The organism is Brevibacterium sp. 50QC2O2 (assembly GCF_024580675.1).
GTDB classification, from domain to species: Bacteria; Actinomycetota; Actinomycetes; order Actinomycetales; family Brevibacteriaceae; genus Brevibacterium; species Brevibacterium moorei.
Genome location: NZ_JANIJZ010000006.1, coordinates 104,458 through 116,398, shown reverse-complemented (window position 1 = coordinate 116,398; position 11,941 = coordinate 104,458). Strand labels below are relative to the sequence as shown.

Sequence of the window (11,941 nt, the reverse complement as noted above, 5' to 3'; positions counted from 1 at the left end):
TGGCTCAGTGCTTTCCGTCGGTGTCCGCGGCCAACAGTCGGAGCGCACCAGCAGCCGGCTGCGCCGTAGCGCCCGCGCCCCTGATCGCCACGGGGACCAGATGGGCCTCTGGAATGTGCGCTGCGGTCAGCCGGGTGGTCCAATGGCTGTAGGACCAGCTCTGGTAGATCAACACGATCGGGACGAACACCGCGGCCACAACCAACATCACCGCCAGGGTGTACGGCGAGGAGGACGCCGAGCCGGCAGTCAGGTCGAACCGGGGGTCGACTGTCGATGGGAGTACGACGGGGAACACCGCGGTGAAGATCGCGGCGACCCCGGCTGCGAGGAACAGTCCCTGGCAGACGAATGCCGACAGTTCCCGGCCCAGACGCACCGCCCACCAAGCGGCGGCCAGGCCCAATGCGGCCACGACCAGCAGGATCCAGCTCAGCGGATTGCCGGACTTGACCTGCACTATGACCGCCCATGCGACCAGTGGCACCGCGCACACGGGGCCCCAGGTCCCGGCCAGCGCACGGGCGCGCAGACGCAGCGGTCCGTCGGTCTTCAACGCGATCCACACGAGTCCGTGCAGCAGCGAGAAGCCCACGACGCCCAGGCCACCGACCACCGCGTAGACATTGAGCCAGGAGAAGGGTCCACCGGTATCGTCCCCGTTGGCGTTCAGGGGCAGTCCGGTGGTGGTCACGGCCAGCATCGCGCCGACACAGAAGGCCGCGACCGTGGAGCCCGCGGCCAGGCACCAGGTCCATCCGGTGCGCCATGCCTCGCTGTGGCCCTTGCCCCGGTATTCGATTGCGACGGCGCGCACGATCAGGCCCAACAGGGCCAGGGTCAGCGGTAGGTAGAGCGCGGAGAACAGACTGGCGTACCACAGGGGGAAGGCCGCGAAGGTCGCGCCACCCGCAGTCAGCAACCACACCTGGTTGCCATCCCAGACCGGGCCGATGCTGTTGAGCAGCACACGGCGTTCGCGCTCATCGCGGGCGAAGCCCTTGAGCAACATGCCCACGCCCAGGTCGAACCCCTCGAGGAAGAGGTAGCCGAACCACAGGACTGCGATCAGGGCGAACCAGATTGTCGGAAGGAATTCCATCTCCAGCTCCCTCAGTAGGCGAACGACAGGACGTCGTCGTTCTTGGATTCGACGGTGGGTTTGACGTTGACGGTGTCGAGTTCCGGCATCGCCGAGGCCACCCCGCCGCGGATGTATTTGATGAGCAATCGCAGTTCGAAGACCATCAGCACCCCGTAGAGCAGGGTCAGGCTGATGAGCGAGAACAACATCTCACCGGCAGAGACCGAGGGACTCGAGGCGGCTGCGGTGAACAGCATGACGGAATCCGCCCCCGCCGGGTTGTCCGGGTTCGGTGCGACGACGAAGGGTTGGCGGCCCATTTCGGTGAACACCCAGCCGGCGGAGTTGGCGATGAAGGGCGCGGCGATCCCCCAGAGTGCCAGGCGGTGCCAGAACCAGCCGTCGGGCACCGTGCCCTTGCGGGTGGCCCACAGGGCGTAGGCCGCACCGAGGAAGGCCAGGCCTCCGAAGCCGATCATCAGGCGGAAGCCCCAATAGGTGACAATCATCAGCGGCTGGTAATTCACCTGCTGGCCGGAGTGATCTCCGTACTTGGCGTCCTGGGGCAGGGTGGTCCCGTACTTGTCCTGGTATTCGGGGATCAGCGAGTTCACGCCGGGCACATCCGAGGTGAAATTGCTATGGGCCAGGAAGGACAGCAGGCCCGGGATCTCGATGAGCGGGGTGACGTCCTCGCACTTGTTCGAGTTGAGGTCCCCGACGGTGAGCACGGAGAAGGTCGTGCCATCATGACAGGCGGCCTCGGCCGAGGCCATCTTCATCGGCTGTTGATGGTACATCAGTTTGCCCTGGATATCACCGGTCAATGCGACCCCGGCGAAGGCGATGATGGCCGCCCAGGCACCGATGCGCAAGGAGGTGATCCAGACCCGGTAGTCCGTCTTGTCCCGGCCGGGAACGTCGGTAGCGGCTCCCACGACCACATGCCCGGAGGCGTCGACGGTGTCGATCCCATCGTGGCGGCGGCGCCACAGGTGGTACCAGGAGATGCCCAGCAGGAAGGCCGCGCCCACTGCCACGGCGCCGCACAGGGTGTGGGCGTAGGCCGCCAGCGCCGTGTTGTTGGTCAGCACGGCCCAGACATCGGTCATCTTGGGCCGTCCGTCGACGACCTCGACGCCCACCGGGTGCTGCATCCACGAATTGGCGACGATGATGAAGTAGGCGGAGAGCCAGGAGCCGATGACCGCGGCCCAGAGCACGCCCAGGTGGAGTTTGCGGCCCAGCCGGTTCCACCCGAAGATCCACAGGCCCAGCATGGTCGATTCCAGGAAGAAGGCGACGAGTGCTTCCATCGCCAGTGGCGCACCGAAGACGTCGCCCACATAGCGGGAGTACTCACTCCAGGCCATGCCGAACTGGAATTCCTGCACGATGCCGGTGGCCACGCCCATGATGAAGTTGATCAGGTAGAGCTTGCCCCAGAACTTGGTGGCGCGCAGCCACGCCTCGTTCCCGGTGCGGTGGTACATGGTCTGCAGGATCGCGACGAGCAAGCCCAGACCGAGTGTCAGGGGAACCATCCAGAAGTGGTAGACGGTCGTGATGCCGAACTGCCATCTGCCTACGAGTACAGGGTCCACGATAAGCCGTTCCTTTCGGCGCCGCGACGGTGATGCCCTGACGACGGCAATGCGGCGCACGTATTTCTACACTCCGTAGAATAGTCGCTGTCCCGACGTCGGGCACATCGGGAGCGCTCGCTTCAGGGTAACTTTCCTCACATTGTGCGCGCCAGGACACTTCCACAGCCCCCTGCCGGCACCTCCGAGGTTCTACCGCACGTAGTGAAACTTGACAGGCGTAGCATTGTGCGCTTGGAAACCGGACACCGCCCGACTACAATGGGTAGATGCTTAGCGGATGTCTCCGCGGCACCGTGGGGAAAGGACGGCATCGCAAGTGGCAAGTCTCGGTGAATTGGAACGTAGCGTGATGGACTGTCTATGGGACAGTCCGGCCGGCATGTCAGCGGCGGATCTGCGGTCCGCACTGTCCGATCGTGGTCTCGCGCTTACCACCGTGCACACAGTGCTGACCCGCCTGGAGAAGAAGGGTTTTGTGCAGCGCACCACCAATTCGCGCCCGCACCTGTACTCCTCCACCTCGACGCCCGAAGAGCACATGGCCGACCTGATGAACGAAGTCCTCGAGCAGGCCCCGAACCGCCAGGCGGTCCTCGCCCGCTTCCTGGGTACCGTGTCCCCCTCGGACACTAAGTTCCTCACGCAGCTGTTGGCCAACAGCGCGGCTTCCTGAACACCCGCATTCCGCACCGGTCGAAGGCCAGGCACATCCCATGATGACCTTTACCATCATCGGTATCTGCCTGGCCGTTCTGGCCATTGCCCTGGCATGGCCGTTTCCCAGTGCCATGGCGCGCGCCACGCTGGCCCATCGGCCAGCCGTGCTTATGGCCCTCTGGCAGTTGTTGGGGCTCTCCGGTGGCATCTCGCTCATCGCGGCCGTTTCCATGCTCGCCCTGGCCCCTTCGCTACACACACTGCGCCAGGCCACCTCGGACGGGCTGACCGACAGCCACATCATCGCCTCCCTGTCCTGGTGGCAGTGGCTGCTCCTCCTGCTGGCCCTGGGCATCCTGACCCGACTCCTGTACTGTCTTGCGACCCAGTACGTCAACGGCAGGCGGGCCCGCCGCAAACACGCCGACCTCGTCGGACTGTTGACCAGTCCCTCCACCCGGGACCCCGGAACCCGAGTGTTGCGCTCGGACGTCCCCATGGCGTACTGCGTGCCGGGCGAGGGCACCACGGTCCTGTCCACCGGGCTGATCGAACGGCTCGACGATGCACAACGCCACGCCGTGGTCGCCCACGAGATGTCACATCTGCGCTACCACCACGATCTGTTCGTCATGCCCTTTGCGGCCTGGCACCGCGCCCTGCCCCTGCTGCCCGCCACGGCCACCGCGCTGTCGGCGGTCTCCACTCTCATCGAGTTGATGGCAGACGACAGAGCCAGGGCATTGGTCGGCGACGAGGTCCTGGCCGAAGCGATCGACCTGACCGCGGGAGTCCACCCCGGTGAGACCAGCGATGCCCTGACCCTGATCAGGGTGCGCAGGCTGCGCGCTTCCACCGCCGGGGTCTGAGTCGGGTCAGGCGTCGATGCGCTCGGCGTCGAGCACTGCGGCACCGGAGACGATGAACTGCTTGCGCGGTGCGACCTCGGAGCCCATCAGCAGTCCGAAGGTCTTCTCCGCGGCTTCCGCATCGGCCATCGTCACCCGGCGCAGCAGCCGATGCTGGGGCTCCATCGTGGTCTCCGCCAGTTGGTCGGCGTCCATTTCCCCCAGGCCCTTATAGCGCTGCGGTGTCTTATAGGACTTGCCCCGCTTGTCGAGCTTCTTGATCAGCGAATGTAGTTCGGCCTCCGAATACGTGTACTCCACATCGTTGGCCTTGCCCCGGTTGACGATCTCGACCCGGTGCAGCGGAGGTACCGCCGCAAACACCCGTCCAGCTTCGACCAACGGCCGCATATAGCGGAAGAACAGCGTCAGCAGCAGAGTTCGGATGTGCGCGCCGTCGACGTCCGCATCCGTCATGATGATGACCTTGCCGTAGCGTGCCTGCGCAAGTTCGAAGGTGCGCCCCGAACCGGCTCCCACCACCTGGATGAGCGCCGCGCATTCGGCATTGCCGAGCATATCGGCCACGCTGGCCTTCTGGACGTTGAGTATCTTGCCGCGGATCGGGAACAGGGCCTGGTTCTCCGAATTGCGGGCAGCCCTGGCCGTTCCCATGGCGGAATCGCCCTCGACGATGAACAGTTCCGAGGCCTTCACATCGGTGGCCCGGCAATCGTAGAGCTTGGCCGGCAGGGATGAGGATTCCAGGGCCGTCTTCCGGCGTTGGTTCTCCTTGTGGGTGCGCGCGGAGATCCGCGCCTTCATCTCTGCGACCACCTTCTCCAGCAGAGTCCCCGCCTGCTTGCGTTCAGGACCCTTTGTGGAATCCAAGAGCGCACTCAGTTCGCGTTCGACGGTCTTCGCGACGATCTGCCTGACCGCGGCGGTGCCCAGCACCTCCTTGGTCTGGCCCTCGAACTGGGGCTCGGCCAGAGCTACCGTGACGACCGCGGTCAGTCCGGCCAGCACGTCGTCCTTCTCCACCTTGTCCTTGCCGACCTTGAGCTTGCGGGCATTGGCCTCGACGGCTTTCCGCACGGTCTTCAGCAGGGCCGACTCGAACCCCGCCACATGCGTACCGCCCTTGGGCGTCGCGATGATGTTGACGAAGCTCTTGACCCTGGTGTCGTAGTCGTTCGACCAGCGCAACGCCACGTCCACACGCACATCCCTTTCGACGTCGGTGGACACCATATCGCCGTCGGGACCCAGCACCGGCACGGTTTCGGTGAACGTCGATTCGCCCTGCAGTCGCCACACATCGGTCAGTGCGGCACCGTGAGACAGATAGTCCACGAATGCCGAAATGCCCCCGTCGAAGCGGAAATCCTCTGTGCGTTCGGCGATCGGAACACCCTCGGCATCCACTCCGCGGCCCGACCGGTCCACGATCCGCAGGCGGAGCCCGGGGACCAGGAATGCCGTTTGCCTGGCACGGTCTATCAGGCCGGTGTAGTCGAAGGCCGCATCGGCGAGGAAGATCTGCCGGTCCGCCCAGTAGCGGATCTCCGTTCCCGTGACACCGCGCTTGGCCTTGCCCACCACAGCGAGTTCGGCAACTCCGGTGAACGGGGTGAACGGGTTCTCCGGCGAGACTCCGGCGGAATCCTCGAAGCGGCCGGGGTGGCCGCGTTTGAAGGACAACTGGTACACCTTCGAACCACGAGTCACACGGACGTCCAGCCGTGCGGACAGGGCATTGACGACCGAAGCCCCCACGCCGTGCAGGCCGCCGACCGCGGCGTACGAACCGCCGCCGAACTTACCGCCGGCATGCAGCTTCGTCATCACGAGTTCCACGCCGCTCAGGCCCGTCTTCGGCTCGACGTCGACCGGGATGCCCCTACCGTGGTCGGCCACCGTGACCGAGGAATCCGGATGCAGGGTGATGTCGATATCGGTTCCGTATCCGGCCAGTGCCTCGTCAACGGAGTTGTCGATGATTTCCCACAGGCAGTGCATCAGACCCCGTGAGTCCGTTGAGCCGATGTACATGCCAGGGCGCTTGCGCACCGCATCCAGGCCTTCAAGCACCTGGAGCTGCCTGGCCCCGTAGGACTCCCCCGCTTTGGTCGCCACAGTCTTCCCTCTCATTGACAGCAGTGCCCCCATTTTATACGTATACGTGTTCGATAGCCCGTAGCGGGCCCGCTAGTATGACACCATGCGCCGACTCATCACCTCCGCCGCCCTTATGGCCCTGGTCCTCACGGCCTCAGCCTGCAGCCCGACGGGTACCTCGTCCGAGCCCACCGCCTCCCCGAGCAGCTCCGGCACGGGCCTCATCGGACCGAGTGCGCGCACGGGCTCCGCCCCGACGGCCGTGCCGGGGCCGAACGACTCCGAGCTCACCGCGGCTCAGCGGGAGGTGCTGAACCAGGCTACGGTGGCGCTGGACCCCGGCCACAACGGCGGTAACGCCAAACACCCGGCGCGGGCCAACGCCCCCGTCCCCGACGGACGCGGGGGAACGAAACCGTGCAATACCACCGGCACCGCGACCGACGCCGGCTATTCCGAGCATCGATTCAACTGGCAGGTCGCGCAGCTCGTACGCACCCAGTTGCGCGATGCGGGTGCGACCGTGAAGCTCTCACGCAAGAACGACACCGGTGTGGGACCCTGTGTGGACCGCCGTGGCCGTTTCGCCGATGGAGCCGATGTGCTGGTCAGCGTGCACGCCAACGGCAGCGACTCCACCAGGACGAAGGGCTTCCACGTCATCGCCAGTCCGTCGGGGAAGAATGCGAAGGCCAACCGACGGCTGGCGACGTCCATGGTGAAGGCACTCAAGGCCCAGGGATTCACACCCAACCGGGCATATGGCAAGGACGCCGTATCGATCCGCACGGATCTGGCCGGGCTGGAGAACGCCCGAGTTCCCGCCGTCATCGTCGAGTGCGCGGAAATGCGCAACCCACAGGAGGCCAAGACAATGACCACCGCGGCCGGGCGCCTGCGCTATGCACACGCTCTGACCGCCGGCACAGCGGAATTCCTGGCCGACCGGTAGCGCGGGTAGAGTTGGCCCGGAAAGTTGAATTGGACGCCGCCAGAGTGTCCACACCGTTGGAGGATGACCCATGCCGGCACTGCTACCCAATCAACCATGCTGGATCGAGCTGAGTGCGCCCGACCCGCAGGCCGCAATCGACTTCTACGGCACGGTGTTCGGCTGGGAATTCTCCACCCCGGGGATCATGGGCATGGGCCACCGGGCCGAGGTGGCGGGCCATCCGGTCGCCGGCATCAGCCCGCAACCGAGTGAGGCCCCGGAGGGGCAGCCCGCCTTCTGGTCCGTGTACTTCAGGGTCGCGGACACCGCCGATTTCCTCGAACGGACGACGACTGCCAAGGGCCAGGTCTTCGCGGCCATGCCCCTACCCACCGACGGCGCCACCATCGCACTGCTGGCAGATCCCACCGGAACCGGCTTCGGGGTGCTGGAGTACCCCGATGATCTGGGCTTCGACGGCTATCACGGACCGGGCGCGGCAGCGCTCTTCCAGCTTCAGACCCAGGATGCCTCCGTCGCCCCGTTCTATTCCTCGGTCTTCGGCTGGACGTTCACACCCTCATCGGATCCGAACAGTTCGAAGTATCAGGAGATCTCGTTGCCGGACCCGGGGGCCCAGGCCGGGATGCTCGACATCGCCGGTGCCCGTATCCCCTCCCATTGGCGCAGCTACATCGCAGTCGACGACGTCGACCACACAGCTCGCCTAGTGGAGTCGGCCGGCGGTGCACTGTTGGCCCGGCCGGCGGATACCGCCTTTGGACGGATCGGACAGTTCATCGACAATCAGAACGCGGCGTTCTCCGTCATCCAGACTCGTTGAATTCGACTCCGAACAGCAGACGGCCCCGGAACTCCTGAAAGTTCCGGGGCCGCATCGCCGGTGCGCCGGCTCGCTCAGTCCAGGTAGTCCCGCAGCACCTGCGAGCGGGATGGGTGGCGCAGCTTGGCCATGGTCTTCGACTCGATCTGGCGGATCCGCTCACGGGTCACCCCGTAGACCTTGCCGATCTCGTCGAGGGTCTTGGGCTGCCCGTCGTTGAGTCCGAAGCGCATCGAAACGACACCGGCCTCGCGCTCGGAAAGCGTGTCCAGGACCGAGTGCAGCTGCTCCTGCAACAGGGTGAAGCTGACCGAGTCAGCGGGGACCACTGCCTCCGAGTCCTCGATCAGATCGCCGAACTCCGAATCGCCGTCCTCACCCAGCGGGGTGTGTAATGAGATCGGCTCACGTCCGTACTTCTGCACCTCGACGACGCGTTCTGGCGTCATATCGAGTTCCTTGGCCAGCTCTTCGGGAGTGGGTTCGCGCCCCAGGTCCTGCAGCATCTGACGCTGCACGCGGGCGAGCTTGTTGATGACCTCGACCATGTGCACGGGGATGCGGATCGTCCTGGCCTGATCGGCCATCGCACGGGTGATCGCCTGGCGGATCCACCAGGTGGCGTAGGTGGAGAACTTGAAGCCCTTGGTGTAGTCGAACTTCTCCACTGCGCGGATCAGGCCCAGATTGCCCTCCTGGATCAGATCCAGGAACAGCATGCCGCGACCCGTGTAGCGTTTGGCCAGCGAAACGACCAGTCGCAGATTGGCCTCCAGCAGGTGGTTCTTGGCGATCCGGCCGTCGTGGATGATCCACTTGTAGTCGCGCTGATCGCGGGCCTCGGTGACCTTGCCCTCGCCCAGCAGATGCTCGGCGTACATTCCCGCTTCGATCCGCTTGGCCAGGTCGACCTCTTCCGCCGCATTGAGCAGCGCAACCTTGCCGATCTGCTTGAGGTAGTCCTTGACAGGGTCCGCCGTGGCCCCTGCCGTGGCAACCTGCTGGGCCGGCTGATCGTCGTCGTCGGCGTCGGAGACGACGAATCCGCCCTTGTCCTTCACCGACTGATTGCGTCGTGCTTCGACGGCGTTCTTCGTCTCGGTCTTCTCGTCGGGCACACCTTCCGGCTCCGCCTCGACAGTGGGAGCGAGCTCGACCAAGTCCAGATCGTCCTTCTTACGCCGCCCCCTGCCGCCCTTCGCGGTCGTGGACTTCCCCGCTGCGGTCTTGGTGGTCTTGCGTGTGGTCGACTTCGCCTTGGTCGTCGTCTTAGTCGACTTGGCCGCGGTCTTGCCCGCAGTCGACTTGGCCGTGGTCTTGCCCGCAGTCGACTTCGTCGTGGTCCTGCGCGTTGTCGTCTTCTTCGCTGCGGGTGCCTTCTCTGCGGTACCCGCCGCCTTGGTCGTGGTGGACTTCTTTGCGGGCGCCTTCACGGTGGCGGTGGTTTCGGCTGCAGCGCTCGAATCCTTCTTGGTCGGCAAGAGTGCACCTTTCAACTGTTCTGCGGACGGTCCCTGTGCGTTCGGGAAACACGAAGACCCTGGTCGAGTTCCGCGGGGCTTCTGGACATAGGCCTGCCTGTCGCGGGACGCAACCGGGTCAACACCGCATTCTGCCACGATATTCCCACGCCCGCGAATCGGCTCCGCCCGGATTTCCGGGACTCCTGCCACACTCCTCCCCAGTCTGCATGTGAGGAGTCTCATATACGACGGTTCCACTTCCCCGGACTCATCCAACACGGACTCAGGCCGGCCTGGACCGCAGTGGACACCAACCGGGCCAGGGATTCCCCCGGGTCCGCCCGCAACGCCAGGGCCGCATAGTGGTCTGCGAAGGACCCTGCTCCCCTGGCCCATTCGAACCAGGCGATGACACCCAGGACCCGCGGGACGGCGGATTCACGACAGTGCACCAGCACCGTCCGCAAGATTTCGACCGCAGCTGACAGCCGTACCGCGTCGGGCTTTCGGGCTGAGAGCCCTGGCAGGTGCGCAGCGGCCGTGTGAGAGGCGAACACGGGTAGGCCGCGGGCCAGCAGTTCGACCCCGTCCAGGCCCACCAGCTCCTGCACCGGCAGATCGGGGTGGTCCAGGCACAGCAACATCTCCAGTCCGTCACGGGTGACCTTGGTAGAAACCATCCATTCGACCGCCAACACCACCTGTGCGGACACGAACCCGGTCGATTCCCGGACTTCTCCCCCTTTCGCCAGGGCGGTGGCCAGCCGTCCCAATTGTGCCACCAGCGCCTCCAACAGCTCGGGTGGTTCCGGCCGCACCGCGCGCCAGTGTGCGATGTCCTCCAGCAGATCCGAATCCGGCGGCGGCAGGGCCACGACATCATCGAAGGTCCGCCCCGCCTGGGAACCGCGTACGATCATCTCGGTTGCCGCCGTACTGCTGCGGGCCGCCTGCCGGGTCTGCAGGATACCCGGCGGGAGCAGCGAGCCGATGTGCTCCGCCCCGACCCACAGGGATGAGTAGACCTCGTAACCGGAGCGCACGAGCTCATCGCACAGCCCCTGAATGGGACGGGCGAAATGGGCGAACAGCCTCGGAGACTCCAAGGGCCCATCGTCGCCGCCATACGCCCGGGCCACGTCCTCGCTGAACAGAACGGGAATCACCTCGACGATATCCGGGCCCGATTCCAACAGTTCGACGATCCGGCCGTAGTCCCGCCCGCGGATCCGGTCGGCCTGGACGAAGTCCATATCCAGGCGCATCACGGGTCCCAGTCGGGAGCGCCCCGTCGTGCCGACGACGGCGGCCAGAACCAGGCTGTCCTCCGGCTCGTAGCCCAGGATGTGGGGGATGGCGCCGACGATATCGGCCTGGCTGCGGATGACTGCATCATGGGTTTCCATACCCATACCGTCCCCCGTCGGCCACCGCCTGGCCATAGCCCTCCCAGGGCCTGTGGATTCCCGGCCCGGTGTCCACAGGTGCTGATGCGCCGGTCGACCAACCTGTGCCACACGGTCGGTAGGCTTTCACCCATGGGACGCAAGCGCACACGGACACAGGACATCAGAGAATTCGACATCGACACCGGTACCGCGCGACTTGAGCCGGTCGCGGGCGAGCCCAACAGCTGGGTACTCTGGGTCAACGGCGTCCCCTCCTCACCCGTGACCATCGGGGAGCCGACCCGACTCGACTTCGAATACCTCGACTGGATGTCGCGCATTCTGGAGGTCCAACTGGGCACAGACCACCCCAGGATGGTCCATATCGGCGCGGCCGCATGCGCCCTGCCGCGTTGGGCCGCCGCCCGTTATCCACAGGCCAGGCAGACGGCGGTCGACATCGATGCGAAACTACTGACTCTGGTCCGCGAATGGTTCGACCTGCCCCGGGCACCCCGCCTGGCGCTGCGCCCGGGCGACGGCGCCGCGGAGATCGCGACGTTCGCCCCCGGCAGCCTCGATGTGGTCGTCCGAGACGCCTTCGCAGGGGACACCACACCCCCTGCCCTGGCCGACGACGCCTTCTTCTCCGCATGCGCCCGCGCACTCAAGCCGACCGGCGTCTACCTGGCGAACATCGCGGACCGGCCCCCACACGATGCCCTGCGCTCCGAGGTCCTGCGAATGCGCTCCCGCTTCACCCACGTCGCACTGGCAGCCGATCCCGGACAGATCAGGGGCCGCAGGTGGGGCAACGTAGTGGCGCTGGCCACCATGGAGGAACCCGATCTGATCGCGATTGCCAAGGCCCTGCGCAGGGGGCCGGCCCAGGCCGCCGTTCTCACCGGAGGGGACCTGGACCGATACTGCGGCGCGAACTGAAACAGGGCGAACTGAAACAGTTGGAACGCTCCACCGCCCCCTTGACCCACAGG

10 protein-coding genes are annotated in these 11,941 nt (G+C 65.6%); 5 read left to right on the top strand and 5 right to left on the bottom strand.

Annotated elements, in window-relative coordinates; translation table 11 throughout:
• Nucleotides 1–4: 4 nt before the first annotated feature.
• Both cydB and NQ038_RS06905 read right to left on the bottom strand, forming a co-directional pair.
• Entirely contained in the window at nucleotides 5–1,102 is a 1,098-nt protein-coding gene (gene cydB / locus NQ038_RS06910) for a cytochrome d ubiquinol oxidase subunit II (protein ID WP_257062193.1), read from the bottom strand.
• Nucleotides 1,103–1,113: 11 nt separating this feature from the next.
• Nucleotides 1,114–2,688, bottom strand: coding sequence for a cytochrome ubiquinol oxidase subunit I (locus NQ038_RS06905; protein ID WP_257046543.1), 1,575 nt, complete (start codon nucleotides 2,686–2,688; stop codon nucleotides 1,114–1,116).
• 280 nt (nucleotides 2,689–2,968) lie between these two features.
• Between NQ038_RS06905 and NQ038_RS06900 the strand changes: the two genes are divergently transcribed.
• Together NQ038_RS06900 and NQ038_RS06895 are read left to right on the top strand one after the other, a co-directional pair.
• Nucleotides 2,969–3,364 carry a BlaI/MecI/CopY family transcriptional regulator gene (locus NQ038_RS06900; protein ID WP_306427798.1) on the top strand — a complete coding sequence of 132 codons (396 nt, stop codon included), beginning with the start codon at nucleotides 2,969–2,971 and terminating at the stop codon, nucleotides 3,362–3,364.
• A 40-nt stretch (nucleotides 3,365–3,404) separates the two neighbouring features.
• The gene (locus NQ038_RS06895; protein ID WP_257046545.1) at nucleotides 3,405–4,217 is read left to right on the top strand and encodes a M56 family metallopeptidase; all 813 of its coding nucleotides are present in this window, start codon (nucleotides 3,405–3,407) and stop codon (nucleotides 4,215–4,217) included.
• A 6-nt stretch (nucleotides 4,218–4,223) separates the two neighbouring features.
• Here NQ038_RS06895 and NQ038_RS06890 read toward each other — a convergent pair whose 3' ends face one another.
• Entirely contained in the window at nucleotides 4,224–6,350 is a 2,127-nt protein-coding gene (locus tag NQ038_RS06890; protein WP_257056882.1) for a type IIA DNA topoisomerase subunit B, read from the bottom strand.
• Between the two features lie 70 nt (nucleotides 6,351–6,420).
• Between NQ038_RS06890 and NQ038_RS06885 the strand changes: the two genes are divergently transcribed.
• Together NQ038_RS06885 and NQ038_RS06880 are read left to right on the top strand one after the other, a co-directional pair.
• Nucleotides 6,421–7,269, top strand: coding sequence for an N-acetylmuramoyl-L-alanine amidase (locus NQ038_RS06885; protein ID WP_257062192.1), 849 nt, complete (start codon nucleotides 6,421–6,423; stop codon nucleotides 7,267–7,269).
• A 70-nt stretch (nucleotides 7,270–7,339) separates the two neighbouring features.
• Nucleotides 7,340–8,095 (top strand): VOC family protein, encoded by a 756-nt coding sequence (locus NQ038_RS06880; RefSeq protein WP_257062191.1) that lies wholly within the window; start codon nucleotides 7,340–7,342, stop codon nucleotides 8,093–8,095.
• 74 nt (nucleotides 8,096–8,169) lie between these two features.
• Here NQ038_RS06880 and NQ038_RS06875 read toward each other — a convergent pair whose 3' ends face one another.
• Together NQ038_RS06875 and NQ038_RS06870 are read right to left on the bottom strand one after the other, a co-directional pair.
• Nucleotides 8,170–9,591, bottom strand: a complete 1,422-nt coding sequence (locus NQ038_RS06875; RefSeq protein ID WP_373456789.1) for an RNA polymerase sigma factor — start codon at nucleotides 9,589–9,591, stop codon at nucleotides 8,170–8,172.
• Between the two features lie 206 nt (nucleotides 9,592–9,797).
• Nucleotides 9,798–10,964: a DUF4192 domain-containing protein gene (locus tag NQ038_RS06870; RefSeq protein WP_257062190.1), complete on the bottom strand. Its 1,167-nt coding sequence runs from the start codon at nucleotides 10,962–10,964 to the stop codon at nucleotides 9,798–9,800.
• 132 nt (nucleotides 10,965–11,096) lie between these two features.
• Between NQ038_RS06870 and NQ038_RS06865 the strand changes: the two genes are divergently transcribed.
• Complete coding sequence (locus NQ038_RS06865; protein ID WP_257062189.1) at nucleotides 11,097–11,888, top strand: spermidine synthase; 792 nt, start codon at nucleotides 11,097–11,099, stop codon at nucleotides 11,886–11,888.
• The last annotated feature ends 53 nt before the right edge of the window (nucleotides 11,889–11,941 follow it).